The organism is Nocardia tengchongensis, from assembly GCF_054781395.1.
In genome coordinates this window covers 745,003-770,152 of record NZ_BAAGUM010000017.1, presented here as the reverse complement: position 1 = coordinate 770,152, position 25,150 = coordinate 745,003, and the positions used below count along the sequence as shown (strand labels likewise).

The window sequence follows — 25,150 nt, the reverse complement described above, 5'->3', positions numbered from 1 at the left end:
GGCGGAGAGGGCGCGGCGGGCGGCTTCTGCCAAGGCGGTGCAGGTGGGGTAGCGGTCGGCGGGGCGCTTGGCCATGGCCTTGGTGAGGACGGCGTCCATGGCGGGTGAGAGGCCGGGGCGGCGGAGGCTGACCGGGGGCGGCAGGAGTTGCAGGTGGCCGTGGATCAGTTCACCGGGGTGGGGGGAATCGAAGGGGCCCATGCCGATGAGCAGCCAGTAGAGGGCACAGGCCAGGGAGTACTGGTCGGTGGTGGGGTCGAGGGGGGCGCCGGTCATCTGTTCCGGGGAGGCGTAGGCGAGGGTGGCGGTGAACATGCCGGCCTGGGTGAGGTGGGTGGAATCCTCGCGCAGGCGGGCGATGCCGAAGTCGGTGAGGAAGACGCGTTCGCCGTGGCCGCCGACGGCGCGGGCCAGGATGATGTTGGCGGGCTTCACATCCCGGTGCAGCACCCCCATGCCGTGCGCGTAGTCGAGTGCGTCGGCCACGCCCTCGATCACCTGCACCGCGCGCTCCGGGGGCAGCGTGGCGACATTGACGCCCGCGGCGTCAACCCCGTCCACGTACTGCATGGAGATCCACAGCATCTCGTCCTCGGTGCCGCGGTCGTACACCTCCACGATATTGGGGTGGTCCAGCCGCGCGACCAGATCCGCTTCGCGTTCGAACCGGGCGCGGATCTCCCTGTCCGCGTACAGTTCCCGATTCAGCAGCTTCAAGGCCGTGAGCTTGCCCAGGCGCGGATGCCGCGCCAGATACACCGACCCCATCCCGCCTTGGCCGAGCAATCTTTCGATCGTGAACCCGGCGAACACGTCACCGCCATTCAGCACTGTCCACGACCCCCTTCCGGTGACGTACAAGTCCGTGAGCCTACCCGCAGAAACGCTGTCGGGGCAGGTCAGCCCGGTGTCACCAGTCCGGATTCGTAGGCCAGCACCACCGCCTGCGCCCGATCGCGCAGATTCAGTTTGGTGAACACCTTCGACACGTGTGTCTTCACGGTTTGTTCCGCGACGAAAAGGCTTTCGGCGATCTCGGCATTGGACATGCCGCGCGCCACCAGTTCCAGCACCTCCCGCTCGCGCGGGGTGAGCACCGACAGCTGCGGCGCGGGCGCCCGCCGGGAGCGGCGGCTGGTGACGTCGGCGATCAGGCGGCGCGTCACGGTCGGCGCCAGCAGCGCGTCACCGGCGGCCACCACGCGCACCGCGCGCACCAGCTCCTCCGCGGGCGCGTCCTTGAGCAGGAACCCGCTGGCCCCGATGCCGAGCGCCTCGTAGACGTAGTCGTCGATGTCGAAGGTGGTGAGCATGAGCACCCGCACCGGCGGCTCGAACCCGGCGTCGAGGATCACCTTGGCCGCGTCGAGCCCGTTCATCTCGGGCATGCGGACATCCATCAGCACCACGTCCGGGCGCAGCCGTTTCGCTTCGGCCACAGCGGTTTTCCCGTCCGCGGCGTCACCGATCACGCTGATGTCGGGCTGCGCGGCCAGCAATGCCCCGAACCCCTGCCGCACCATCGCCTGGTCGTCGGCGATCAACACGGTTATCGCCACAGTCCCACCTCACGCACGCCACCGAGTTTGCCATGCCCCGCCGAGAACGGCCCCCACCGAGCCAACTTCGCACCCCCCGTTCGCGCAGTGGCACACCTCGGGGGAATCCCGTGGTGTGCCACTCGGGCGGCAGCGGTCAGGCGATGGGGGTGAGGATGTTCAGCGGGAGGCGGGCGTGGACTTCGAAACCGCCGTCGGGCCGGGGCCCGGCGGTGAGGACGCCACCGACCGCGGCCGCGCGGGTCTGCATGCCCGCGATACCGCTGCCCGCGGCGGCGGAGTGGTCGCCGGTGCGGACGGCGATCGGGCGTTCGTTTCCGACGGTCAGCGCGAGTTCCTCCGCGCAGCCGATGTGCACCCGCACCGACGCACCCGGCGCGTGCCGTGAGGCATTGGCCAGCGACTCCTGCACGATCCGGTACAGCGCCAAGCCCGTCATCTCCGGCACCGCGCCGAGTTCGCCGTCGACGGTCCAGGTGAGCGGCACCCCGGCCCGCTGCGCGGCTTCCAGCAGCATCGGCAGATCGGCCGCGGACGGCTGCGGCGCGTGCTCGGGCAGCTGCCCGTCGCTGCGCAGTACGCCCAGCATGCCGCGGATCTCGTTGAGCGCCGCCCGCGCGCCCGTCCCGATGGACTCGAATTCGGCTCGCGCATCGGCGGAGAGCCCGTCGATCCGGTACGGCGCGGTCTGCGCCTGCACCACCACCATCGACATGTGGTGGGCCACCACGTCGTGCAGGTCGCGGGCGATGCGCGCCTTCTCCTCCAGGATCGCGCGCCGGGCCCGCTCCAGCTCGGTCTCCTCCTCCGACTTGAGCAGCGCCTGCCGCGACACCACCACCCACCGGATGAGCAGCCCGAACACCACCAGCCCGGTGATGGCCAGCGGCCAGCCGAACCCGGACTCGGCGAAACTGTCGCCCGTCTGGGCCATGGCGGTGGCGAACAACAGCGAGGTCGCCAGCCACACCACCGCCACGATCCGGACCGGCGCGCGCACCGCGACCGCGAAAACCAGCGCGAACAGCACCAGAATGTGCACCACCTGGAACGGGATGGTGTTCCCCGGCTGGTTCGGCACCGCCAGCGTGATCATCAGCGCCGACCCGGCCGAAACCGCCCATCCCAGTTGCGGATTCACCCGCAGCAGCAGAATCGGGAACGCCGCGAACCCGGCGATGAACGGCGCGGCCGCCGCCGGCACCTTGTGCGTCAAGTGCAGCGTCGGCCACGCCACCGCGATGAACACGACCGCCAGCAACACCGTGAACGCGTCGAACCACTGCCGCGCCCGGGCCACCCGGGCCTGCCCTGACAACTTTCCACCCATGCCCTCGACGGTAGAGACTCCGCACGCCCCGCACCTCATACCCCTGAGTGATCTCCCACCCCCTACCCGGGTACGACACCGCCGCGCCTGTCCCCCGCCCCGTCCATCCCGGAACCGCCCCACAGGCTGACGCCCCGGTCGGAGCCCGATTCCTAGCGTCGATCCCCATGAGAGCGTTCCCGATTTCCCGCAGGAATTCGCCCCGTTCCACCCCCGCCCCGCAGTCGTCGACCGACACATCCCGGACCCGGGCAAACCCCCGCCCGAGTGCGCCTCTGGACGAGCCCGGCCCGGGCCGGGCGTCCGGGATCGTCGAACCAGGCTCCGATGGCGGGGCGATCCTTGCCGGGCTACGCCGCTACAGCGCACTCGCGGGCGCTGCCACGGTGGCGTGCACCGTGGGTGTGGCGTTCGCGCCCGCCGCGGGCGCGGCGATCAGCGGGCCCGCCGTGCCGGAGAGCTCGGCCGCCACGGTCGGCATTCTGGAATCGATTGCCGCCCAGCCGGATCCCACCGCGATCCCCGGCGACTTCGTCGCGTCGGCCGGATACCACCCGGTGGTCCGGGCGGGCATGCTGATCGACCCGCAGGGCGACTGCTCCTCCCCCGTCCCCCTCCCGGCCGAATTCGACCTGGCCTGCAAATCCCACGACCTCGGCTACGACCTGCTGCGCTACGCGGCGGCACACGGGCAGCCGCTGGGCCCCTGGGCCCGCCAGTCCGTCGACGCCGCCCTGGAGCAGCGGATGCACGCGGCCTGCGAGTCCCGCGACAATGCCGTCTCCCGCGCGCAATGCCAGGTGATGGCGAGCATCGCGGCCACCGCCGTCGACTTGAACTCGATCCGCCAGGACTACGGCAGTCCCGTCTACGAGCCGTTCTTCGAACACACCGGCTCGGGCCCCTCCCCGGCCTTCCTCGCGCTCGCGGGCATCGGCATCGCCGCCGGAATCGGGACCGCGACAATCGTTCTGGCCCGCCGCCGGGCCGGACGATCGCCGATGGACCCGGCCGCGCGAGTACCCGAGTTCGGCGGCGTAGCGGTGGCGTCATGACCCGCGCGAATGCCGCCATCGCGCCGGCCGTCGGCGATCGGATCGCGCCTGCAACGGAAGTCGCGACCACGGTTGCCGGTGTTCGTTCTCGGTCGAACTGGTCCGAGTTTCGCGCACCGCGGGTCGGGACGAGTGCGGCCGTCGCGGGCGGGACGATGGTGTCGCTGGCCCCCGGCCTGTTGCCGCGGACGCCGTCTGCGCAGGCGATCGTGACCTCGGTGGTGGTGCTGATCGGGCTGGCTCTGGCCGCGATTGTCCGGATGGTGTTGCGGTGGACTCGGTTCGGAGTGGAGCGGATGCCACGGGCGCGGGTGCCGGTGGCCGTCGCGGCGATGCTGCTGGTCGGGGCGGCGATGGGGTACGCCGAGCATTGGCAGAACACGTTGCGGGCGGCGATGGGGGTCGGGGGCATCGGGCCCGGGTATTGGGTGCAGTGGCTGGCCTGGACGGTGCCGATCGTGGGTGTGGTGGTCGCGATCGCACGCGGGGTGCGGTGGGCGGTCCGGCGGCTCGGGCGGGTGCGGAGTATCGCGGCGGCGGTGGCGCTGGTGGTGGCCGGGCAGATGGTGCTGGTGCCCGCCGTGGTGGAGTGGCGGCGGGGTGCGTACGCGGCGGCGAATTCGTATGTGGATCCGGAGCTGGTGCAGCCGGATTCACCGACCCGGTCGGGGAGTCCGGTGTCGATGGCGAGCTGGCCGTCGCTGGGTGCACAGGGCAGGCGGTTCGTGGCCGGGACGCCGGCGCGGACGGTGCGGGTGTACGTGGGGTTGAATTCGGCGGCCGATCTGGATGCGCGGGTGGCGTTGGCGGTGCGGGAGCTGGAGCGGACGGGCGGGTTGCAGCGGCGGAATCTGGTGGTGACGGTGCCGACCGGGTCGGGGTGGATCGACAGCGATGCCGCCAAGGGGCTCGACGCGCGGTTCGGCGGGGACGTCGCGTTGGTCGGGTTGCAGTATTCGGACGCGCCGAGCTGGGTCACCTTCGTGTTCGGCCGGGCCGCGGCGGAGGAGTCGGCGCGGGCCCTGTTCCGGGCCGTGGAGCAACGGATTTCGACGCTGCCGGAGCCGCCGAAGCTCTACATCTACGGCCAGAGTCTGGGCGCCCTCGGCGGCAGTGCCGTGTTCGCCGACGACGCCGATCAGGATCGCCGTACCTGCGGCGCGCTGTGGGCGGGCCCGCCGGCGGGGCAGGCGCGGCACGGGCGGGCGATGGTGCTGGCCAATGCTTCCGACCCGGTGGTGCGCTGGTCGCCGTCCCTGCTGTGGCGCGCACCGGATCTCACCGGCACCCGCCCGGACGCGCCGGTCCCGCAGTGGATTCCGGTGATCAGCTTCCTGCAGACCTCGGCCGACCTGCTGGGCGCGCTGGACGCCCCGGCCGGTCACGGCCACCGCTACGGCGTCGACCAGGGCACGGTATTGCCCGGCTGCTGAGCGGCGTCTCGGACTTCGTGGGTGAAGTCGGCGACCAGGCGGTCGATGGCGGCCGCGGCGTCGAGGCGGGTGCGCCAGGCCTCGGGGATGGCGTCGGTCCCGAGCCGGGCGCCGAGCAGCGCGCCACAGATGGCCCCGGTGGAGTCGCTGTCACCGGAGTGGTTGACCGCGAGCAGCACGCCGTTGCGGAACATCTGTTCCGGTGTGCCGCCCACGTTCTCGGCGCACACGGCGGCGCAGACCGCCATCGCCAGGGCCTCCGATCCGATGACGCCGCTGCCCAGCCGCTCCAGCAGTCCGGGCGGCGGCATCGGCCGTCCCCGGAAGGCCACGGTGTCGGCGAGCCGCACGGCGGCGTCGAGCGCCTGCGTGGTCTCCTCGTGATCCCGGTTCCGGATCAGTTGCGCGCGCGCCTGTTCCACCGCGGTCCGCACGTCCAGGCCCCGGCCCAGCCCGTACACGGTGGCCGCCAAGGCGCCGGCGGGCAGCCAGCCGCTCGGGTTGCCGTGGGTGAGGGCCGCGGCGTCGCAGCCCAATTCGAAGGCGTGCTCGAGCGACGGCGTGAAACCACAGGGCGCGGACCGCACCACGGCCGCGCAGCCTTTGGAGTCGTTGATCGGATGGTCCCGGGTACCCAGCGGGGTGCCGGGCCGCTGCCGGGCGGCGGCGCGCAGCATGGCCGAGATGGTGGTCTGCGTGGGCCCGCGATAGGTCATCAGCTCCGGGTATCCGGTGAGTCCGCTGCGCAGCGGCACCGGCTGTTCCGGCACCGCGGCCTGACCCTGCCCGCGCAGCCACACCAGCAGGTTCTCCTGGATCATGCCCACCGCCGCGGCGGTGCCGCGTTCCCGCACCCGCGCGCTGCGGATCAGGGCTTCCATGGTGAACAGCGCCAGCTGGGTCTCGTCGGAGATGCGGCCCTTGTATCCGCCGCCCTCCCCGGTGACGCCCTGATTTCCGTAGCGCTGCCGGATGTTCGGCAGCAGCATGGTCTCGATGGGCGCGCCCAGCGCGTCACCGACGGCGCCGCCGAACAGGCAGCCGCGCACGGTGTCCTCGCGGGGCAGCCGGTCGGCCGCATGGTTACGGGGCCGCCGGACCAGCGACACCGGTTCGGACACCGTCTCCCAGGCGGTCTGCGCGAATTCGTAGCAGGTCTCGAAGCGGTCGCGCGGATCCTTGGACAGCGCGCGTCGCAGCACCGCGTCCAGTTCGGCGGGAACCTCGGGCCGGAACCGGCTCACCGGCGGGGGCGGGGACTGCAGATGCCCGAGCATGACGGTCGCGATGTTCGGGGCATCGAACGGCCCGTGCCCGGTGAGGAGCCGGAACAGGGTGCAGGCCAGCGAATACTGGTCCGAACGCGGGCCCATGGGCGCGGAGGTCAGCTGTTCCGGCGAGGCGTACGCGAGGGTGGCGTTGAGCATGCCGGTGCGGGTGAGGTGCGCGGTGTCGTCGAGCAGCCGCGCGATGCCGAAGTCGGACAGCAACACTCGTTCGCTGAATCCGGTGCCGATGCCGCCGGTGCGGGACAGCAGCAGGTTGGCGGGCTTCACATCCCGGTGCAGGATGCCGCGCGCGTGCGCGTAGTCCAGTGCGGCCGCGGTCTGCACGATGATCTCGACGGCCCGGTCCGGGGGCAGGTCGAAGGGGTCGATGGACGCGCCGTCGACGCCGTCCACGTATTGCATGGCGATCCACAGCTGCTCGCCCTCGTCGCCGCGGTCGTAGACGGTGATGATGTTGGGGTGGTCGAGCTGGGCGATGACGTCGGCCTCGCGCTCGAATCGGACCCGGGTCTCGTTGTCGCCGAACATCTCCCGATGCAGCAGCTTGAGCGCGATCAGCCGCGGGAGCCGGGGGTGACGGGCCGCGTAGACCGAACCCATTCCGCCACGGCCCACTTCGCGCTCGATCACGTAGCCCGCGAAGACTTCGCCGCGTCGCAACATCCCCAAGAAAACCCTTCACACACGCCGAAACGCTGCCAGCCTACCGGTCCGGACCGACGCGTCGCAGGCAATGCCGGATCGGCCCCCGCCGGTGGTCACCGACGGGGGCCGAATTCGCTTGCGGGATCAGACCGTCACGCGATGGGGCCGCGAGCCGCCTCGTACGCCGCGCCGACCCGGTAGAGCCGGTCGTCGGCCAGGGCCGGAGCCATGATCTGCAGACCGACCGGCAGGCCGTCGTCCGCGCTGAGGCCGGACGGCACCGACATGGCGCAGTGCCCGGCCAGGTTGGTGGGCAGCGTGCACAGGTCGGAGAGGTACATGGCCAGCGGGTCGTTGACCTTCTCGCCCAGCTTCCACGGGGTGAACGGGCTGGTCGGCGAGACCAGCACGTCGACGGTCTCGTAGGCCTTGTCGAAGTCCTGCGCGATCAGGTTGCGGACCTTGTTGGCCTGACCGTAGTAGGCCTCGTAGTAGCCCGAGGACAGCGCGTAGGTGCCGATCATGATGCGGCGCTTGACCTCCGGGCCCAGCCCGGCCTCACGCGTCATGGACATGACCTGCTCGGCCGAGTGCGAGCCGTCGTCGCCGACGCGCAGGCCGTAGCGCATGGCGTCGAAGCGCGCCAGGTTCGACGACACCTCCGAGGGCAGGATCAGGTAGTAGGCGGGCAGCGCGTACTCGAAGTGCGGGCACGACACCTCGACCACCTCGGCGCCCAGTTCCTTCAGCTGCGCGACCGCGGCATCGAAGGAGGCGATCACGCCCGGCTGGTAGCTGTCGGAGTGAAGTTCGCGCACCACACCGACTTTCACGCCCGACAGGTCGCCCTTGGCGCCCTCGCGGGCGGCGGCGACCACCGGCGGCACCGGCACATTGCGGGAGGTGGAGTCGCGCGGGTCGTAACCGGCGATGACCTCGTGCAGCAGCGCGGTGTCCAGCACGGTGCGACCACACGGGCCACCCTGATCCAGCGAGGACGCGCAGGCGACCAGGCCGAAACGGGACACGGTGCCGTAGGTCGGCTTGGTGCCGACGGTCGCGGTGACCGCGGCCGGCTGGCGGATCGAGCCGCCGGTGTCGGTGCCGATGGCCAGCGGCGCCTGGTACGAGGCCAGCGCGGCGGCCGAACCGCCACCGGAACCACCCGGAATCCGGTCGGTGTCCCAGGGATTGCGGGTCGGGCCGTACGCCGAGTTCTCGGTGGACGAACCCATGGCGAACTCGTCCATGTTCGTCTTGCCGAGGATCGGGATGCCCGCCTCGCGCAGCTTGGTGGTCAGCGTCGCGTCGTACGGCGACACCCAGCCCTCGAGCATCTTCGACCCGCAGGTGGTCGGCATGTCGGTGGTGGTGAAAACGTCCTTGAGCGCCAAGGGAACACCGGCCAGCGGCGAGGCGACGGTACCGGCCGCGATCTGGCGGTCGACCTCGGCGGCGGTGACCAGCGCCTGCTCGCCGGCGACGTGCAGGAAGGCGTTGATCTCCCCGTCGACCTCGGCGATGCGGCGGATGTGCGCCTCGGTGACCTCGACCGAGGACACCTCCCGGGCGTGGATCTTGTCCGCGAGATCGGCCGCGGACAGCTTCGTCAGGTCCGTCATGCGCCCTCTCCCAGAATCTGCGGAACCATGAATCGCTGCTCCTCGACCGCGGGCGCCATGGCGAGCGCCTGCTCCGGAGTCAGGCACGGCTGCGGCACATCCGGGCGCGTCACGTTGGTCTCCGGATTCGGGGATGCGGTGGCGGGCACATCGGCGGCGGCGACCTGCGAGATCTGTGCGACGTGGGTCAGGATGGAATCCAGCTGACCGGCGTACAGATCGAGTTCGTCGTCCGTCAAAGCGAGCCGGGACAGCCGGGCGAGGTGGGCTACCTCGTCCCTGGAGATGGCGGGCACCGCGGGACCCCTTTCGGCATGGTTCGAGCTTGGTGATTGGCCATCCGACAGCCTAGTGGGTCTTCTGCGGCCACCGGTCGCAGGTGTGCGCCAGACCTGGCACCATCAATGTGTGACCCGCGAGTAGGTGGCCCGGGTCACACCGAATGGTTCGATTCGATAACAAGCTCTCGAGGGTGTAAATATTGCGGGACTCGGGTACCCGTCGGAAAGTTTCGGACGCACAGTAAAGAAAGGAAGGCACGTGTCATACCTGCTTCGCGTGCAACTTCCGGATCGCCCAGGGAGTCTCGGATCGCTGGCGCTGGCGCTGGGTTCGGTTGGCGCGGACATCCTCTCGCTGGATGTCGTCGAGCGCGGCGACGGTTTCGCGATCGACGACATCGTGGTCGAGGTGCCGACGGGCGCGCTGCCCGACACCCTCATCACCGCCGCCGAGTCGCTCCACGACGTCCAAGTGGATTCGCTACGCCCGTACTCCGGGATCCTCGACACCCACCGCGAGCTCGAACTCATCGATCAGGTCGCCAATGCGCGCGATGATCGGTTGCAGGTTCTGGTCGACGGTGCGCCGCGGGTGCTGCGGGTCGGCTGGTCGACGGTGATCGACATGGGTCCGCAGGGCGCCTACCGGGTGGTGGGCTCGCAGAGCGCCCCGTCCACCCAGGCCGCGTCCGCGCCGTGGATGCCACTGGAGAAGCCGACCGTCCTCGACGGCGACGCCGACTGGGTGCCCGGCCTGTGGAAGGACATGGACACCAAGCTGGCCGCCGCGCCGCTCGGCAACACCGGCAAGGTGCTGCTGCTGGGCCGACCGGGCGGGCCGGACTTCCGGCCGTCGGAGGTGGCTCGACTGGGCTACCTGGCCGGCATCATCGCGGGCGTGCTGGGCTGAGCCGCACGCCCTTTCACCTCGCATTTCACGCCCCTACCGGAGTTCCGGTGGGGGCGTTTCGTATTGCCGGGCCGGGATAGCCGCGCTCGCGCACAGTGCGTCTTCTACGTAGTCACTTAGTAGATTCCCAGGTTTTACCTACGATTCTTCTACGTAGCTGATCTACGGTCGTGCTTAGTAGATCAGAGAGGCAACGACGCCATGCAGCACGCCGATCGACCACGCCGAACCCACCGACTCGCCCTGCTCCTCGTCCCGCTGGCCGGCGCCACCGTGTTCGCCGCCGGACCGGCAGCCGCCGCAACCATCTCGTACGGCGGCAACCCGCCCGGAAACTCCGACTCGTCGAGGTCGCCCGGCGCCGGCGGCAACCGGCCCGGAATCGTCAACCACGGCAATGACCACAGCGGAATCCACGCGAGCGATCCACTCGGCTTCCACCACACCGACACCAATCCCGTTCTCCAGAACCAGCACCCGCGGCCACCCGGCGCGACCCGCCCGCCGAGCGAACAGCCGACCCGCGCCGGCGCGAACAACCCCGCCACCTGGACGCCCACCTGGAACGCGGACGGTTCCGGCTACACCGTCTGCCCGGCGCACGCGAGCCACTGCTGACCGCACACCGAGACCAGGGAGCCACCATGCCCACCACCACCGGGACGCCCACCACCGCGACCGAGCCACGCACCCCGCGACGCCTCCGGCGAGCGGCCACCGCACCCATCGCCATCGCCGCCCTGACCGTCGCCGGGCTGCCGCTCGCCGCGGCCGCCGAAGCCGAACCCGCCGAACGCCGCGCCCGTGCCGGATGTCTCTGGGCGGGAACGACTCACCCGCAGGACAGCACCGTCATCGCGGGCGGCACCACCTTCCGCTGCGGCACCGACGCGGGCGCGCCGTACTGGTTCACGGGAGCCGACACCGATCGACCGGCGACCGTCCGGACTCCGGGCGCGCAGGGCAGCCCCGTCGGCCAATTCAGCCCGGGCGCACGGCAACCCGGCACCAGCTACACCGACTACTGCGTCGGCAACCAGCTCATCCCGGGCACCGACGACGTGTACCAAGTGGTCCGTCTCCCCGGTGACGTGCTGCTGTGGAAGGCCGCCGAACCCATCGCCGGATGGAGTTTCGACGGCACCCGCCCAGCCCCCACCTGGCGCACCGCGTCACTCTGCATAGACGGCGTACTCACGTGAGCTTCGCCCGCCGAACACTCGGCGGGCCCGCGAGGCCGGCCGACTCGGCCCCACGGCCGAGCCGGTCCGCCGCGCTCCTCTGAAGCCCGGTCGTGCGGCCGCGGCACAGTCGAAGCGGCCTACTCCCCCGGTGCAGTCGCCAGCCGCATGACGGTCAGCGGCAGTCCCGAACCGGTCGACCAATCCCGTTCCGGCACATGCGCAAAACCGAACCGGTCGTACATGCGGCGCGCGTCCTGCATGGTCGGCATGGTGGTGAGGACCACCGCGTCGAAGCCCTCGGCGCGGGCGGTGTCGACCACCCGTTCCAGCAGGGCGCGGCCGATGCCGAGGCCCCGGGCACGCTTGGACACCGCGAGCATCCGGAACTCCAGCTCACCCGGGCGCGCGATGTCGGCGAAGGCGGTGCCCGGCCGGGCCATGGTCAGGGAGCCGAGCAACTCGTCACCGCGCACCGCGACCAGAATCTCGGCCGACGCCGCGCGGGTGGCGGTGTCGGCGAGCTCTGCGACATAGGGGCTTTCGGGGTCGACGTGACCCTCGCCCACGTACACCTCGACGGTCAGGTCGCCGACGGCCGCGAAATCCGCGGCCTCGGCATCACGGATCTGTACCTCGTTCGCTTCCGATGCCATCAGGCGACTGCCTCGGGGCCACCCTCGAGCAGCTTGACGAAGCCTGCCTCGTCGAGGATCGGCACACCCAGTTCCTCGGCCTTGGCGGCCTTGGAACCCGGGGCGTCACCGATCACCACGAAAGCCGTTTTCTTGGAGACCGATCCGGCGGCCTTGCCGCCGCGGATGAGGATGGCTTCCTTCGCGCCGTCGCGCGTGAAGCCCTCCAGCGAACCGGTCACCACGATGGACAGGCCCTCGAGGTTGCGTTCGATGGACTCGTCGCGTTCGTCCTCCATGCGGACACCGGCCGCGGCCCACTTGTCGACGATGTCGAGATGCCAAGGCACGGTGAACCATTCGGTGACCGCGGCGGCGATGGTCGGGCCGACGCCGTCGGTGGCGGCCAGTTCCTCGGCCGAGGCCTCGCGAATGCGGTCCATGCTGCCGAAGGCGGTGGCCAGGGCGCGGGCCGCGGTCGGACCCGCGTGCCGGATGGACAGGCCGACCAGGACGCGCCACAGCGGGCGGTCCTTGGCCGACTCCAGGTTCTCCAGCAGCCGTTTGCCGTTCTGCGACAAGGTGCCGCTCTTGTTGGTGAACAGCGTGGTGGTGAGCAGCGTGTCCTCGTCCAGGGAGAACAGGTCGCCCTCGTCGGCGATCGCGCCCGACTTCAGCAGGTCGATGGCGGCCTCGTAGCCCAGCGCCTCGATATCGAACGCGCCGCGCCCGGCCACGTGGAACACCCGCTCCCGCAACTGCGCCGGGCAGTACTGCTGATTGGGGCAGCGGATATCGGCGTCGCCCTCCTTGGCCGGAGCCAGCTCGGTGCCGCACTCGGGGCAGTGTGTCGGCATCACGAAGGCGCGCTCGGAACCGTCGCGCGCGTCCACCACCGGGCCCAGCACCTCGGGAATCACGTCACCGGCCTTGCGGATGGTGACGGTGTCGCCGATCAATACGCCTTTCCGCTGCACCTCAAAGGCGTTGTGCAGGGTGGCCATGGCGACCGTGGAACCCGCGACCGTCACCGGCTGCATCACCGCGAACGGCGTAACCCGGCCCGTGCGACCGACATTCACCTGAATGTCGAGCAGCTTGGTGGTGGCTTCCTCCGGTGGATACTTGTAGGCGATGGCCCAGCGCGGCGCGCGCGAGGTCGCGCCCAGGCGGCGCTGCAGGCTGAACTCGTCGACCTTGACGACCTGGCCGTCGATCTCGTGCTCGATGTCGTGGCGGTGTTCGCCCCAATAGTCGACGCGGTCGATCACCGCGTCCGCGCCCTGCACCCGCACCGTGTGCGCCGACACCGGCAGCCCCCACGCGGCCAGCGCGCGATACGCCTCGTGCTGCGACTCCGGCGCGAAACCCTCCAGGCGGCCGAAGCCGTGGCAGATCATCCGCAGCCGCCGCCGCGCCGTCACCGCCGGATCCTTCTGCCGCAGCGAACCGGCCGCGGTATTGCGCGGATTCGCGTACGGCGCCTTGCCTTCCGCGACGATGGAGGCGTTGAGCGCCTCGAAGTCGGCCAGCGTCATGAACGCCTCGCCGCGCACTTCGAGCAGCTTCGGGACCGGGAACTCGTCGCTGTGGGTCAGCTCGTGCGGGATGTCCTCGATGGTGCGGGCGTTGAGGGTGACGTCCTCGCCGGTGCGGCCGTCGCCGCGGGTGGCGCCGCGCACCAGCTTGCCGTCCTCGTACACCAGGTTGAGGGCGACACCGTCGATCTTCACCTCGCACACGTAGTGCAGCCCGGCGCCGGCGTCGGCCTCCACCTTGGCGATCCACTGGCGCATCTCGTCCTCGTTGAACACGTTGTCCAGCGAGTACATCCGCTCCAGGTGATCCACGGGCGCGAACGCGGTGGTGAAGCCGCCGCCGACGAGCTGGGTCGGCGAATCCGGGGTCCGTAGATCCGGATGCGTCTCCTCGAGCGCCACCAGGCGGTTGAACAGCTCGTCGAACTCGCCGTCGGTGATGATCGGCGCGTCCCGCACGTAGTAGCGGAACTGGTGGTCGCGGACCTCCTCCGCCAGCCGCTGCCACTCGACCCGCTCGTCCCCGCTCGCCGCGGTGATCTCGTCCCCGCTCGCGGTGGTGATGTCGTTGCCCGATTCGCTCACAGCAGGCACTCTATCCCGCCCCGCCGACAGGTTTGATCAACATTCCCGCACGTCGCACCCTGTGCGCGCGGATCGCCGCCGGTCCGGTGACCCGACCGGGCCGCCCGCGATCCGACGTCGCCGCGCCCGTCGATCGCGGGCGATTTTTCGGCGAGCCGTCGCTGCGCGAGGACCGCGGCACGCATTCCGCGGGGCCCTTTCGCGGTGCCGCCCAGCGTCATTCGCGGGCCGCGCGCAATCCGACCAGCACGTCCGAATAAGGTGAGTCGCATTTCCGACCCGCGACCGGCAGGATGTCCAGGGTGTTGCGTAGTTTTCAGGTGACGAACCATCGGTCCCTCGCCGAACCGCAGGAACTGCGGCTGACCCGGGGTAGCGGACCGGTCGCCACACCGGTCACCGCCGTGTACGGCGCGGCCGCCACCGGCAAGACCGGCCTCATCGACGCGCTCGACCGCATGCGCGACGCCGTGCTGAACTCGGTCACCGGCTGGGATCCGTACTCCGGACCCGACCGCACCCCGCACCTCGGATTCTCGGATCGCCCTTCGGAATTCGTGGCCAACTTCGTCGCCGAGGGCTGCCCGTACACCTACGGTTTCCGGCTCGACAACGCCGACGTGGCCGCGGAATGGCTGCACTCGCATCCGCACAACCGCAAGCGTGTGGTCTTCGAACGCGCCGGTGACGACATCCGCATCGGGCCGATGTTCGAGGCCGCCCGGTACGGATTGGGTGCCGTGGTGCCGCTGGTGCGCCCGAACGCGCTGCTGCTCAGCCTGTCCGGGCAGTTGTACGCCGAACCGCTGGTCCCGGCCTACCGCTGGTTCCAGTCGCTGCTGGAAGTGCAGTGCGGGCAACCGGATCCGCAGGAGATCGCGCACCGCGTCGGCTCGCACATCTCCCGCTCCACCGATCACGCGGTGCGCCTGCTCACCCTGCTGCGCGGCGCCGACCTGGGCATCACCGATCTGCTGCTGCCCTCCGACGACCCCATGTACGCCGACTACCTGCGGGACCTGGACACCGATATCGCGTCCACCACAAAGGAAATCGAGAACTGCACGGTCTCGGCGAACTACGCCGAGGAGATGTTCCTCGAACACGGCATCACCGTCACCCTGCTGCAACGCGAACTGGCCAACCTCTACGCCGCCCGCGACGCGCTCTACTCCCGCATGGTGGCGCGCCGCGGTGTCGGCCTGGGCCTGACCCACGAGGGCATCGAGACCGCCTTCGACATCACCGACGAGTCCAGCTCCACCCTGGCCATGCTGCGCCTGCTGCCGCCCATGCTCGACGCCCTCGACACCGGCGGCGTGCTGGCCGTCGACGACATCGACGCCGCGCTCACCCCCGAGACCGCCGACAGCCTCATCCAGCTGTTCCAGAACCCCGAAACCAACACCCAGGGCGCGCAGTTGGTGTTCACCACCGCCAACCGCACCCTGATCGACCGCGGTAACGGCCGCTCCCAGTCCAAGCGCACCACGGTCTGGCAGCTGCGCCGCCAGCACGGCGTGTCCGAACTCACCGCCCACTAGCCGCGTCCCGGGGCCGAACTCCACGCCGCCTAGCATGGAGTTCATGCTCATCCAGCTAGCGTTCGTCCTGATGATCGGCGGCGCCCTGGCCGCGACGCTGATGTACTACCGTCGCGCCAACGGCGGCGGTTCCCGCGCGCTCCCCGGCTTCGGCGGCTCCGCACCCGCCGAACTGGAACCCGGCACCCTGCACGTCACCGGCGTCAGCCCGCGCCCCAACGAGCCCGGCGAGCAGTACGTCACCATCAGCGGCAGCATCTCCGGCCCCACGGTGGTGGCCCACGAGGTCTACGGCCGCTTCGCCTGGGACGTCAACCAGTGGCCGTCCATCGGCGACCAGATCCCCGTCGCCTACCCCTCCGGCAAGCCCGACAAATGGCAGCTCGGCCACCCGGGCGCCCGCCCGTACTTCGGCTCCAAGCGGCCGAAGGATCAGGGCTACTGATCCTCCGGCCGGAAGGTCAGCGGCGGATGGCCGCGATATTGCCGATACGGGGGTCGAGGGTGCCCGCGGGGCGGGGGAGGTGGGCGGTCATGTCGTTCCAGCTGTGGAATTCGGTGGACCAGCCGATGTCTTCGAGCCAGGCTGGCACGTCGAAGTCGGGGGTCGATGGGGCGGGAGCGGGGTCGGGGGCGTTGTCGCCGGCGACCAGGCGGCGGAGGTCTCGGTACTGGGGTGCGTCGGGGTCGACGACGTAGCGGGCCGCGCCGAAACGGCTTCCGGGGGCGGAGAGTTCGGTGACGGTGAGGACCACGCGCTGGTTCCAGTCCTGGTTCAGGTAGCCGAGGGAGCCCTCGTCGACCCAGTAGGCGGGTGCGGACGGGTCGAAACCGGCCGACAGCAAGGCTTTTCGCCAGTCGTCACGGAGGTCGGCGATGACGACATGGCGGTGGCAGGTCGGGGTGGCGGGGGTGGCGGCGAGGACCGGCTCCTTGAAGGCGAAGAGTTCGGGGAGGTCGATCTCGAAGACGTGGGTGTCGGGCGGGAGGGCCATGCGGTAGGCGCGGGTGTCCAAACCCGCACCCAGGACCACGATCTGGCGGCAGCCCGCGGCGATCGCCGCCCGGAATCGTTCGTCGACCAGATGCACGCCGATGGTGCGGCCCTCGTAGAACTGGTCGGCCACGGCCTGCACCCGGGCCCAGCGGTCCGGCTCGAAACCCGCGCGGGCGGCGGTCACGAACGCCGCGGCCTGCGGGTCGTCGTAGAGGCGGTCGGGGCGCTCGGACTCCCGCGCTCTGATCACGGCCACCCCGATCGCCGTCATTGCCACGCCGTCGACCGGCACTTTCGCTGCTGCTTCAGTCATGTTCTGCCACTCCCCACCTGAATTAACTTGTCGCCCGGCTAGGTATCTGCCGGTGCTGGAGACGCTAGGCTCCTCCTAGCCGGGCGTCAAGCAAATGGAAGGACTCGATGGACGGGCGTCGTAGTGACACGCGGGAGCGGATTCGGTCCGTCGCCATGGAGTTGTTCTCGGAGCACGGGTATGAAAAGACCTCGTTGCGAGAGATCGCCGAACGTCTGGGAGTCACCAAAGCCGCGCTGTACTACCACTTCCGGACCAAGGAAGACATTGTCGCCAGCCTGTCGGAGGATCTGCGCGGCGGCGTCGACGAGATCGTGCGCTGGGCCGAGGCCGCGCCGGAAGGGCCGGAGCGGGCGCGCGAGATCGTGGTCCGGTACGGGGCGCTGCTGCACAGCCTGGGCAAGGACATGATCCGGTTCTGGCACGAGAACCAGCCCGCGTTCCGCGATCTCGGCTTCGGGACCAGCCTGCGCTACCAGTTCCGGGTGCTCGCCGACCTGATGACCGCGCCCAGCCGGGAACCGCTGGCCGCGTTCCACGCGCGGCAGGCGCTGCTGGCCATCAGCTGGAGCCTGTCGATGATGGGCGACCTCGACCTGACCGACGAGGAGAGCAACGCGGCGGCCGTGGCCATCGCGCTGGACATCGTCGAGCGGATGTAGCGGCGGCTACTCGAAGGTCAGCGATTCCGGTTCGTCGGCGTAGGCGCTCGCGGTCTCCGCTGCCAGACTCACCGCGCGGCGCGCCCACGACAGCGGGGCCCCGGCGAGACCGCAGGCCGGGGAGACCAGGATCTGCTCGGCCAGCAGACGGCGCGGGAAACCCAGCCGATCCATCAGTCGCACACCGGGTTCGGCGATCTCCCGCCAGGTGACCGGCTTGGCGGGCTCGGTGGTGGGGACCAGGCCGAGCACCAGATGCTTTCCGCTGTCCAGCAATTCGCCGATCCGGTCGAGATCGGAGGAGCCGATCGCGGCCAGGTCGAAACCGACGGCGGCCGCGGAGCTCTTGCGCAGGAAACCGAGCGCGGGACGATCGGCGCAGGTATGCACCAGCACCGGCACGGACTGTTTCCCGGCCACGGTGTCGAGGATGTGCAGCGCCTCGGGTTCGGGCATGGCGCGCACGGTGTTCATGACGCTCACGCCCTTCAGCGCGCCGTTCAGCACGGCCGTCAGATGCGGCTCGTCGATCTGCAGCACGACCGGCGCGCCCAGCCGCTTGCCCACCTCGGCCACATGCGCGGCGATGCCCTCGGCCAGCGACTCCGAAAGGTCGCGCAGTGCACCGGAATCGGTCAGGATCCGATGTCCGCCCGGCAGCTCCACCTCGGCGGCCACCGACAGCGGTCCCGCCACCTGCACCTTCACCGGATGCCCGGATCCGGCCAAACCACCTGTTTCCCAAGCCTCTTCGAGCGCGTCCAGATCGGTGCGCAGCAGATCGTTGGCCCGCCGCGACACCGCGCCCGGGCGCGGCCCCAGCCGATACCCCCGGGTCGTGCTGTCGAACTGCATGTCCACCAGCAGCCCGGACACCCGGCCGACCATATCCGCGCCCACCCCGCGCGCGGGCAGCTCCACCAGATGCGGCAGCTGACCCAACTCCCCCACCACGGTCGCCGCGGCCTCGCGCGCGTCGGTGCCCGGCCACGAGCCCACCCCGGTCGCGACCCCGCCACGCAGCACCGCTGCCACCTCGTCAGCCAACCCGGCCACCCCGATCCACTAGCACGGAAAATTCCGAAAGCCCTGAGCCACTACAGGATCGACCACCGCCGTCACCCATCCGGGAGCGGCGGCTACGCGCCCGCATCGCCGCGATCGGTCTTGTCGCTCGAATTCGTGTACCAGTCCCAGGCGGTGGCGTTCACGAACCAGTCCCAGGTCTTGCCCGCACGGTCGGCGCCCTCGGTGGGCGCGGCCGGGCCGGTGGCGATCCGGCCACGCTCGGCGTACGGGACGACCGGGACGATCACGCCGGTCCGCTTGCGACCCGCGGGGTCCGGGTGCCGGTCCGCGGCGGGACCGGTGGTCACGTCGCCGGGGCCCTCCGGGCCGGGTTGCGCCTCACCGGGCTGGAATTCGCCGGTGTCGGTGCGGGCGGGCTGCCCGGCCTGATCGGCGGCCGCCCGACCGGCGGCGCTGCGCGTACCCAGCCGGACCTTGCCCGGACCGCGCCGCGGGCGCAGCGTCGCCGGCTGGGCCAATCCGGTGCGCCACACGATCCGACCACCGAAGAGCGGTCGAACCTGTTGCGCCACATATGACTTCGCGGCACTGCGCGAATGACGGTCGCTCACCGGGCGCTATCCGAGACCAGTTCGCTTGCGTACGAATGAGGTTCGCGTTCGGTGCCGGAAATGGTGCCGCTGCCCAGCACCTCGTCGCCGTCCGCGTCGGGACGGTAGAGCACCACGGCCTGGCCGCGGGCCACACCGGTCAGCGGCTCGCGCAGTCGCACCACCAGGCCACCGTCCACGGCCTCGGCGACCGCGGGGGCGGTGCCGCCGTGCGCGCGCACCTGGGCGACGCATTCGATCGGGCCGGAAGGGGTGTCGCCGGAGGTCCAGATGGCGCGGTCGGCCAGCACCGTCCACACCTCGAGGTCCTTGGCCGAACCCACGTGCACGTCGCCGGAGACCGGGTCGATGCCGGTGACGTAGCGCGGCTTGCCGTCGGCGGCCGGGCCGGGCAGGCCCAGACCCTTGCGCTGGCCGATGGTGAAACCGTGCACGCCTTCGTGATCGGCGAGCTTGGTGCCGTCGGCGTCGAGGACCGCGCCGGGCCGGATGCCGATCTTCGCGCCCAGGAAGGCCTGGGTGTCACCGGAGGGGATGAAGCAGATGTCGTGGCTGTCGGGCTTGTTGGCGACGGCCAGCCCTCGCTCGGCGGCCTCCTCGCGGATCCGCGGCTTGGGGGTGTCGCCGACGGGGAACATGGCGCGCGAGAGCTGGTCGGCGGTCAGCACGGCCAGCACGTAGGACTGGTCCTTGTCGGCATCGACGGCCCGGCGCAGCACGCCGTCTTCCAGCCGCGCGTAGTGCCCGGTGACCACGGCGTCGAAGCCCAGCGCCACCGCGCGGTCGGCGAGTGCCGAGAACTTGATCTTCTCGTTGCAGCGCAGGCACGGGTTGGGGGTCTCACCGGCGGCGTACGCGGCGACGAAGTCGTCGATCACGTCCTCCTTGAACCGGTCGGCGAAATCCCAGACGTAGAAGGGGATTCCGAGCACGTCGGCGGCCCGGCGGGCGTCGCCGGAGTCCTCCTTGGAGCAGCAGCCCCGCGATCCGGTGCGTAGCGTGCCCGGATTCGCGGACAGCGCCAAGTGCACACCGACCACCTCGTGGCCGGCGTCCACGGCGCGGGCGGCCGCCACGGCGGAATCCACGCCACCACTCATCGCGGCAAGTACTCGCATCTAGAAGCCTCCCTTCGCTCCGGCCAGTCCGGCCGCCTTCGCCCGCTCCACCACCTGCGGCAGCACCGCCAGCAGGGCATCGATATCGGCGTCGGTCGAATTGTGTCCCAATGAGAATCGCAGGGATCCGCGCGCCCGCGCCGGTTCCACGCCCATGGCCAGCAGCACATGGGAGGGTCCGGCGACTCCGGCATTGCACGCGGATCCGGTCGAGCATTCGATCCCGGCGGCGTCGAGCAGCATCAGCAGCGAGTCGCCCTCGCAGCCGGGGAACGTGAAGTGGGCGTTGCCCGGCAGCCGCAGCTCACCGGTCGCCCCGTTGAGCACCGCGTCCGGCACCGCGGCGCGCACGCCGTCGATGAGCCGGTCCCGCAGCCGCTCCAGGTCCACCGCGCGCAGCTCCAGGCCCGCCACGGTCTCGCGGATCGCCGCGGCCAGGCTCACCGCCGCCGGCACATCCGAGGTGCCCGAGCGCAGGTCCCGCTCGTGCCCGCCGCCGTGCAGCAGCGACACCGCCGGCACCTGCCGGCCCAGCAGCAGCACGCCGACCCCGTGCGGCCCGCCCACCTTGTGGCCCGCGAAGCTGGCCGCGGCCAGCCCGCTGCGCGCGAAATCGATGGGCAGCTGCGCGGCCGCCTGCACCGCGTCGCTGTGCATGGGGACGTCGAACTCCTGTGCCACCGCGGCCAATTCCGGGATCGGCTGGATGGTCCCGACCTCGTTGTTGGCCCACATGACACTGACCAGCGCCGTCTCGTCGGCGTACTCGGCCAGCGCGTCGCGCAGGATCCGCGGCGAGACGACACCCTCGGCGTCGCACTCCAGCCATGTGATCCGGGCTCCCTCATGCTGCTCGAGCCACTCCACGGTGTCCAGCACCGCGTGATGCTCGACCGCACTCACCAGGATTCGGTTGCGCTTCGGGTCGGCGTCACGCCGAGCCCAGTAGATCCCCTTGACGGCGAGATTGTCGCTCTCGGTCCCGCCCGAGGTGAAGATGACCTCCGAGGGCCGTGCCCCCAGCCCCGCCGCGATCGACTCCCGAGCCTCCTCGAGCAGCCGCCGAGCGGCCCGTCCCGACCCGTGCAACGACGACGCGTTGCCGGTCATCCCCAGCGCAGCACACATGGCCTCGACCGCGACCGGAAACATCGGTGTAGTCGCCGCGTGATCGAGGTAGACCGTGTGGGCATTGCTTGGACCCGGGAAAGCCGACTTCATGACCGTCCAAGGATAGCGGCCGCCGTCGACCCGATATTCCCGCCATGCCCGCACCGGCCGCCACGGCCAGCGTGTCGGGACCCGAGCCCACACGATCGCCTCCGCTCCCGGTGCCGACGCCACGCCACCGACCACCGACCCCGTCGTTGGCACGAGCTCCCACCTGCCCGGGTTCACCTGTGACGCAAGTCATGCCCGGCGGCACCGGATCGGGCGGCCTCGGGCCGGGATTCACCAGTCGAAGAGGTCGTCGACGATCTCCTCGCCGACCGCGAAGCCGGCGCCCAGGGCCAGGCCCTGACCGACCGATTCCAGGAAACCGCCGCCCGACCGCGGCGCCTGCGCGGACTGTCGGCGCAGTTCGAGAATGGCTGTCCGCACCTCGGTCAGCCAGTCCTGGGCCGTCCGGTCACCGCGCGCGGCGGCGGGCTGCATCCGGGTCGCCGGCATTTCCAGCCGGGCGATCGCCGAGTTGGCGTTCATCGTGTCCTCCTGCGTCGTGTGCGTGCCGTATCTCCGGCACACACACGACGATGTCGGCGCGCGCTGACAGTCCACCGACAGCGCGCTGACAGGAGATCCGAGCCCGGGCGTCAGGCCATGACGGTGTGACTCAGCTCGATCATCGAGAAATCCAAGGGCAGCGAGCAGGTTCGGTCGACGGTCAGCCCCGCGGTGGCGGCCAGCTCGCGGTAGTGGGTGAGGGTGCGTTCCCGGCCGCCCACATTGCAGAGCATGTGGACATCCCAGGCCGGGGCCAGAGAGGGAGCGTCATCGTCGGGCAGGAGTCGTTCGATGACGTAGAGGCGGGCGTGGTCGGGCATGGCGGCGGCGCAGCGGGACAGGATGGTGCGGCAGCGGTCGTCGTCCCAGTCGTGCAGCACCCGCGACAGCAGGTAGACGTCGCCGCCGCCGGGGACTTCGGCGGTGAAATCGCCTTCCAGCAAACGACATCGGGGCAGGCAGTCGGCCCGCTCCAGGGCCACGCGGGCGGCGGCCAGCGCCGAGGCCCGCTCCAGCAGCACCCCGCGCGCGCCGGGAGCGTCGCGCAGCAGGGTGGCCAGCAGGGTGCCGTTGCCGCCGGCGATGTCGACGACGGTATCGCCGCCACAGAGCGCGATCAGTTCGCCGACATGACCGAAGATGGCCGCGCCGGCGGCCATGGCGGTGTCGAAAAGTTCTGTCCCGGCGGGGGTTTGGGAGAAGTACTCGAAATGATGGCGGCCGAAGTGGTGGTCGAATCCGGCGGCGCCGGTGCGCACCGCGTGATCGAGGTGGGCGAAGGACTCGTAGAACGCTCCCCCGTACAGTCGCGCCAACGGCTGCAGGGATTGCGCGGCTGTACTCGACAGCAGCGACCCGGCCTCGGTCAGTTCGTAGCCCGCGTCGCGGGGCCGCACGATGTCGAGTTCGGCCAGGTAGCGCAACAACCGCGAGAGGCTGTCGACATCGGTGGCGGTCAGCGCGGCCAGCTCGGCGACCGGCGCGCCGGGGGCGGCCGCCAGCCGATCGGCCACGCCCAGGGTGGCGGTAGCCGCGAGCGCCTGGGTGGCCCAGGCCCCGGTCATCAAGCGCAGCAGCCGAGTCGGCGCGTCGTGGGAGACGCCGCAGTGCGCGGCCAGCACCGACGAATGCTGCCCGGCCACATGCAGTTCCAGCCGCTGATAGGGCCGGTCGGCGGCGGTGGTGCGGAAGTAGAGCACCGTCGCGTGCTCGTGGCTGTTGTAGCCGCCGCCGTCGGCGTGCATGCGGTTCTTGTGCAGCAGCAGCGCGCACAACCCGGCCAGCTCGACGGTGTCGGCGTTGGCGACCTCGAGCGCCAGATGGGCTTCGTAACCCGCGGCGCGTTCGGCCGCCGCGATCCCGGTCCGCGGGTGGCCCGCTGTGCCCACCAAGGCGAAGATCTCCAGTAACCGGGGATCGCCGTCGGGGCTGGGCACCGGCGTCCGCACGATCTGCACGTCCAGCGAGTCGGCTGGGACGCTGTAGCGGTCGGCCAGGCGGGATCGGACCACCATGCTCGGGGTGGGCGCACCCGCGCTCAGTCCGCGGTCGGCCAGCGTGCGGGTGAGCACCTCCAGATCCGGCGGGAACACCAGGACGGCGGTGTGGGCGAAGCGGGTGCGAGCCATGATCGCGGCCCGGTCGGCGGCGGCCAGGCCGGGCAGCATGAGGCTCAGCACCGCCCCGGTGTCGTGCGCCGCGGCGAATCTCGCCGCGGTATCCAACTGGTCGAGATCGAACGAGTCGAGCTCGGCATGCGCTATCAGCGCGGGAGTCACGCGTCCTCCTGAGGGGATGGCGAACAAAGGTATTCAGTTGTGGGACAGGAAAATTGGGGTTGACGAGATGTCAGAGGCCGACGTATTTGTCGGAGAAGAAGTCCTGGTGCGCGCGGGAGACCGCGAGATCACGCAGTCGCGCCCGGCGCAGCACGCGATGGTAGTCGGCATGCGGATCGTCCGCGGCCGGGGGATGGAGCAGATCGATCATCCAATGCGAAAACTCTTGGGCCCGTTCGATCATCGGGGTGTAGTCGGCGCAGTACTGGCCGAGGCCGCTGAGGTCGCCGCCGCGCAACGCGTCCGACAGCGCGTGGGCGAGCAGCTCGGCGCCCAGGATCGCCAGGTTGGCGCCCTTGGCGGCCGAGGGACTGATCGCGGTGGCGGCATCGCCCGCCAGTAGTAATCGACCGTGCCGCAGGCGATCCCGGATCTCCGAACGCAACCGCACCAGGCCGCGTTCCACGATCGGGCCCTCGGCCAGCGGCCCGTGCCGGTGGGCGTGCAGGCGCCGACCCAGCGCTTCCCAGACGCGCTCGTCGTCCCAGTCCTCGACGGTGTCGGACGGGTCGCATTGCAGGTAGTACCGGGTGACGTCCGGGGTACGCGGCATCTGCCCGGCGAAGCCGTCGGGGTGCACGCCGTAGAGGACGTTCGGGGAGCTCGGCGGGGCCTGCACCAGCAGTGCCAGCCAGGTGATGCCGTGGTCGCGCACCGCGGTGCGCGCGGGCACCGCGGCCGCCGACACGCCCCGGCCGCCGTCACAGCCGGCCAAGTACCTGCCGGTCACCCGCCGTACCCGGCCGTCGGCGGTGCGCGCCATGACCCAGGGGCGTTCGGTGTCGAGGTCGCCGATGAATTCGGCGGTCGTCTCGAAATGCACTGCGCCGCCGCCTCGCAGAAATTCGGTGGTCAAATCGGTCACCAGCGCCTGCTGCGGATACACGGTGTGGGGACGGCCGGAACCTCGTTCCCCGTAACACAATTCGAAGCCGCCGTCGACGCCTCGAAACTCGCACACATCGTGGTCGCGACCGCGGCGATCCAGGCCGGCGGCGAGCCCGTGGGTACGCAGCACCGCCACCGCGTCGGGAGCCAAAAACCCTGCCCGCGATCGGTTCTCGACCCATCGGCGACTCTGCCGTTCCAGCACCACGCAGCCGATGCCGGCCGCGCCGAGCAGGTTGGCCAGCACCAGCCCGGCCGGTCCCGCGCCCAAAACGACTACCTCGGTGTCGATGTCGCCACACTCGGGACCCATCGACTCCACGTTGTTCACGAAACCGTCCTAACCGAAAGGAAAGTGGTGA

Annotated in this window: 24 protein-coding genes; 8 read left to right on the top strand and 16 right to left on the bottom strand. The window is 70.6% G+C overall.

The genetic code is table 11. The features are described from left to right. The 3 genes from ACYVKL_RS34595 to ACYVKL_RS34585 form a co-directional block, all read right to left on the bottom strand. Positions 1 to 831: serine/threonine-protein kinase (locus ACYVKL_RS34595; RefSeq protein WP_460773896.1), on the bottom strand; the 831-nt coding region annotated here is incomplete at its 3' end. A 68-nt stretch (positions 832 to 899) separates the two neighbouring features. Beyond that, on the bottom strand, positions 900 to 1,559 hold the full coding sequence (locus ACYVKL_RS34590) for a response regulator (protein WP_213557178.1): 660 nt from the start codon (positions 1,557 to 1,559) through the stop codon (positions 900 to 902). Between the two features lie 136 nt (positions 1,560 to 1,695). Beyond that, positions 1,696 to 2,889: a sensor histidine kinase gene (locus tag ACYVKL_RS34585; protein ID WP_379166778.1), complete on the bottom strand. Its 1,194-nt coding sequence runs from the start codon at positions 2,887 to 2,889 to the stop codon at positions 1,696 to 1,698. A gap of 398 nt (positions 2,890 to 3,287) precedes the next feature. Between ACYVKL_RS34585 and ACYVKL_RS34580 the strand changes: the two genes are divergently transcribed. Both ACYVKL_RS34580 and ACYVKL_RS34575 read left to right on the top strand, forming a co-directional pair. After that, complete coding sequence (locus tag ACYVKL_RS34580; protein ID WP_379166780.1) at positions 3,288 to 3,944, top strand: hypothetical protein; 657 nt, start codon at positions 3,288 to 3,290, stop codon at positions 3,942 to 3,944. Continuing rightward, positions 3,941 to 5,377: an alpha/beta-hydrolase family protein gene (locus tag ACYVKL_RS34575; protein WP_379166782.1), complete on the top strand. Its 1,437-nt coding sequence runs from the start codon at positions 3,941 to 3,943 to the stop codon at positions 5,375 to 5,377. Before ACYVKL_RS34580 ends, ACYVKL_RS34575 begins: the two co-directional genes overlap by 4 nt. On the opposite strand, the gene ACYVKL_RS34570 is transcribed toward ACYVKL_RS34575, so the two are convergent. The 3 genes from ACYVKL_RS34570 to gatC form a co-directional block, all read right to left on the bottom strand. Then, on the bottom strand, positions 5,338 to 7,329 hold the full coding sequence (locus ACYVKL_RS34570; RefSeq protein WP_379166784.1) for an ADP-ribosylglycohydrolase family protein: 1,992 nt from the start codon (positions 7,327 to 7,329) through the stop codon (positions 5,338 to 5,340). The two genes, ACYVKL_RS34575 and ACYVKL_RS34570, sit on opposite strands and share 40 nt — an antisense overlap. Positions 7,330 to 7,463: 134 nt before the next feature. Beyond that, positions 7,464 to 8,933, bottom strand: coding sequence for an Asp-tRNA(Asn)/Glu-tRNA(Gln) amidotransferase subunit GatA (gene gatA, locus ACYVKL_RS34565; protein WP_357193345.1), 1,470 nt, complete (start codon positions 8,931 to 8,933; stop codon positions 7,464 to 7,466). Next, positions 8,930 to 9,229: an Asp-tRNA(Asn)/Glu-tRNA(Gln) amidotransferase subunit GatC gene (gatC, locus tag ACYVKL_RS34560; protein WP_213557182.1), complete on the bottom strand. Its 300-nt coding sequence runs from the start codon at positions 9,227 to 9,229 to the stop codon at positions 8,930 to 8,932. Before gatC ends, gatA begins: the two co-directional genes overlap by 4 nt. Before the next feature lie 244 nt (positions 9,230 to 9,473). On the opposite strand from gatC, the gene ACYVKL_RS34555 reads away from it, so the two are divergent. The 3 genes from ACYVKL_RS34555 (at position 9,474) to ACYVKL_RS34545 (ending at position 11,326) form a co-directional block, all read left to right on the top strand. Further along, positions 9,474 to 10,124, top strand: coding sequence for an ACT domain-containing protein (locus ACYVKL_RS34555; RefSeq protein WP_213557183.1), 651 nt, complete (start codon positions 9,474 to 9,476; stop codon positions 10,122 to 10,124). A gap of 201 nt (positions 10,125 to 10,325) precedes the next feature. Beyond that, a complete protein-coding gene (locus ACYVKL_RS34550; protein ID WP_379166788.1) occupies positions 10,326 to 10,742 on the top strand; it encodes a hypothetical protein in 417 nt (138 codons plus the stop codon). A 26-nt stretch (positions 10,743 to 10,768) separates the two neighbouring features. Beyond that, complete coding sequence (locus ACYVKL_RS34545; RefSeq protein ID WP_379166790.1) at positions 10,769 to 11,326, top strand: hypothetical protein; 558 nt, start codon at positions 10,769 to 10,771, stop codon at positions 11,324 to 11,326. Between the two features lie 119 nt (positions 11,327 to 11,445). On the opposite strand, the gene ACYVKL_RS34540 is transcribed toward ACYVKL_RS34545, so the two are convergent. Both ACYVKL_RS34540 and ligA read right to left on the bottom strand, forming a co-directional pair. Continuing rightward, positions 11,446 to 11,961, bottom strand: a complete 516-nt coding sequence (locus ACYVKL_RS34540) for a GNAT family N-acetyltransferase (RefSeq protein ID WP_379166792.1) — start codon at positions 11,959 to 11,961, stop codon at positions 11,446 to 11,448. Further along, entirely contained in the window at positions 11,961 to 14,018 is a 2,058-nt protein-coding gene (gene ligA / locus ACYVKL_RS34535) for an NAD-dependent DNA ligase LigA (RefSeq protein ID WP_379167892.1), read from the bottom strand. The genes ACYVKL_RS34540 and ligA overlap by 1 nt, the downstream gene beginning before the upstream one ends. A 347-nt stretch (positions 14,019 to 14,365) precedes the next feature. Between ligA and ACYVKL_RS34530 the strand changes: the two genes are divergently transcribed. Together ACYVKL_RS34530 and ACYVKL_RS34525 are read left to right on the top strand one after the other, a co-directional pair. Next, positions 14,366 to 15,607, top strand: coding sequence for an AAA family ATPase (locus tag ACYVKL_RS34530; RefSeq protein WP_213557187.1), 1,242 nt, complete (start codon positions 14,366 to 14,368; stop codon positions 15,605 to 15,607). A 43-nt stretch (positions 15,608 to 15,650) separates the two neighbouring features. After that, positions 15,651 to 16,052 (top strand): hypothetical protein, encoded by a 402-nt coding sequence (locus ACYVKL_RS34525; protein ID WP_379166794.1) that lies wholly within the window; start codon positions 15,651 to 15,653, stop codon positions 16,050 to 16,052. 16 nt (positions 16,053 to 16,068) lie between these two features. Here ACYVKL_RS34525 and ACYVKL_RS34520 read toward each other — a convergent pair whose 3' ends face one another. Next, a complete protein-coding gene (locus tag ACYVKL_RS34520) occupies positions 16,069 to 16,917 on the bottom strand; it encodes an SAM-dependent methyltransferase (protein ID WP_379166796.1) in 849 nt (282 codons plus the stop codon). Between the two features lie 107 nt (positions 16,918 to 17,024). Here ACYVKL_RS34520 and ACYVKL_RS34515 point away from each other — a divergent pair, with 107 nt between their 5' ends. Further along, positions 17,025 to 17,579, top strand: a complete 555-nt coding sequence (locus ACYVKL_RS34515; protein ID WP_379166798.1) for a TetR/AcrR family transcriptional regulator — start codon at positions 17,025 to 17,027, stop codon at positions 17,577 to 17,579. A 6-nt stretch (positions 17,580 to 17,585) separates the two neighbouring features. On the opposite strand, the gene ACYVKL_RS34510 is transcribed toward ACYVKL_RS34515, so the two are convergent. The 7 genes from ACYVKL_RS34510 to ACYVKL_RS34480 all read right to left on the bottom strand — a co-directional run bounded on the left by ACYVKL_RS34510 (position 17,586) and on the right by ACYVKL_RS34480 (position 25,119). After that, positions 17,586 to 18,626, bottom strand: a complete 1,041-nt coding sequence (locus ACYVKL_RS34510; RefSeq protein ID WP_379166801.1) for a methionine synthase — start codon at positions 18,624 to 18,626, stop codon at positions 17,586 to 17,588. A gap of 92 nt (positions 18,627 to 18,718) precedes the next feature. After that, positions 18,719 to 19,219 carry a hypothetical protein gene (locus ACYVKL_RS34505; protein ID WP_379166804.1) on the bottom strand — a complete coding sequence of 167 codons (501 nt, stop codon included), beginning with the start codon at positions 19,217 to 19,219 and terminating at the stop codon, positions 18,719 to 18,721. Then, the gene (mnmA, locus tag ACYVKL_RS34500) at positions 19,216 to 20,337 is read right to left on the bottom strand and encodes a tRNA 2-thiouridine(34) synthase MnmA (protein ID WP_213557193.1); all 1,122 of its coding nucleotides are present in this window, start codon (positions 20,335 to 20,337) and stop codon (positions 19,216 to 19,218) included. Before mnmA ends, ACYVKL_RS34505 begins: the two co-directional genes overlap by 4 nt. Continuing rightward, on the bottom strand, positions 20,338 to 21,558 hold the full coding sequence (locus ACYVKL_RS34495; protein WP_379167894.1) for a cysteine desulfurase family protein: 1,221 nt from the start codon (positions 21,556 to 21,558) through the stop codon (positions 20,338 to 20,340). It abuts the gene before it with no gap. 231 nt (positions 21,559 to 21,789) lie between these two features. Beyond that, positions 21,790 to 22,041 (bottom strand): hypothetical protein, encoded by a 252-nt coding sequence (locus ACYVKL_RS34490; RefSeq protein ID WP_379166806.1) that lies wholly within the window; start codon positions 22,039 to 22,041, stop codon positions 21,790 to 21,792. Between the two features lie 110 nt (positions 22,042 to 22,151). Further along, positions 22,152 to 23,840 (bottom strand): methyltransferase, encoded by a 1,689-nt coding sequence (locus tag ACYVKL_RS34485; protein WP_379166808.1) that lies wholly within the window; start codon positions 23,838 to 23,840, stop codon positions 22,152 to 22,154. 70 nt (positions 23,841 to 23,910) lie between these two features. Beyond that, positions 23,911 to 25,119, bottom strand: coding sequence for an FAD-dependent monooxygenase (locus tag ACYVKL_RS34480; RefSeq protein ID WP_379166809.1), 1,209 nt, complete (start codon positions 25,117 to 25,119; stop codon positions 23,911 to 23,913). Positions 25,120 to 25,150 lie beyond the last annotated feature (31 nt).

What these genes read in the sequence shown, in the direction of transcription:
- ACYVKL_RS34540 (WP_379166792.1), bottom strand. Translation starts at nt 11,961, where the DNA reads ATGGCATCGGAAGCGAACGAGGTACAGATCCGTGATGCCGAGGCCGCG.
- ACYVKL_RS34545 (WP_379166790.1), top strand. Translation starts at nt 10,769, where the DNA reads ATGCCCACCACCACCGGGACGCCCACCACCGCGACCGAGCCACGCACC.
- ACYVKL_RS34585 (WP_379166778.1), bottom strand. Translation starts at nt 2,889, where the DNA reads ATGGGTGGAAAGTTGTCAGGGCAGGCCCGGGTGGCCCGGGCGCGGCAG.
- mnmA (WP_213557193.1), bottom strand. Translation starts at nt 20,337, where the DNA reads ATGCGAGTACTTGCCGCGATGAGTGGTGGCGTGGATTCCGCCGTGGCG.
- ACYVKL_RS34575 (WP_379166782.1), top strand. Translation starts at nt 3,941, where the DNA reads ATGACCCGCGCGAATGCCGCCATCGCGCCGGCCGTCGGCGATCGGATC.
- ACYVKL_RS34490 (WP_379166806.1), bottom strand. Translation starts at nt 22,041, where the DNA reads ATGAACGCCAACTCGGCGATCGCCCGGCTGGAAATGCCGGCGACCCGG.
- ACYVKL_RS34495 (WP_379167894.1), bottom strand. Translation starts at nt 21,558, where the DNA reads ATGAAGTCGGCTTTCCCGGGTCCAAGCAATGCCCACACGGTCTACCTC.
- ACYVKL_RS34525 (WP_379166794.1), top strand. Translation starts at nt 15,651, where the DNA reads ATGCTCATCCAGCTAGCGTTCGTCCTGATGATCGGCGGCGCCCTGGCC.
- ACYVKL_RS34520 (WP_379166796.1), bottom strand. Translation starts at nt 16,917, where the DNA reads ATGACTGAAGCAGCAGCGAAAGTGCCGGTCGACGGCGTGGCAATGACG.
- ACYVKL_RS34570 (WP_379166784.1), bottom strand. Translation starts at nt 7,329, where the DNA reads ATGTTGCGACGCGGCGAAGTCTTCGCGGGCTACGTGATCGAGCGCGAA.
- gatA (WP_357193345.1), bottom strand. Translation starts at nt 8,933, where the DNA reads ATGACGGACCTGACGAAGCTGTCCGCGGCCGATCTCGCGGACAAGATC.
- ACYVKL_RS34515 (WP_379166798.1), top strand. Translation starts at nt 17,025, where the DNA reads ATGGACGGGCGTCGTAGTGACACGCGGGAGCGGATTCGGTCCGTCGCC.
- ACYVKL_RS34550 (WP_379166788.1), top strand. Translation starts at nt 10,326, where the DNA reads ATGCAGCACGCCGATCGACCACGCCGAACCCACCGACTCGCCCTGCTC.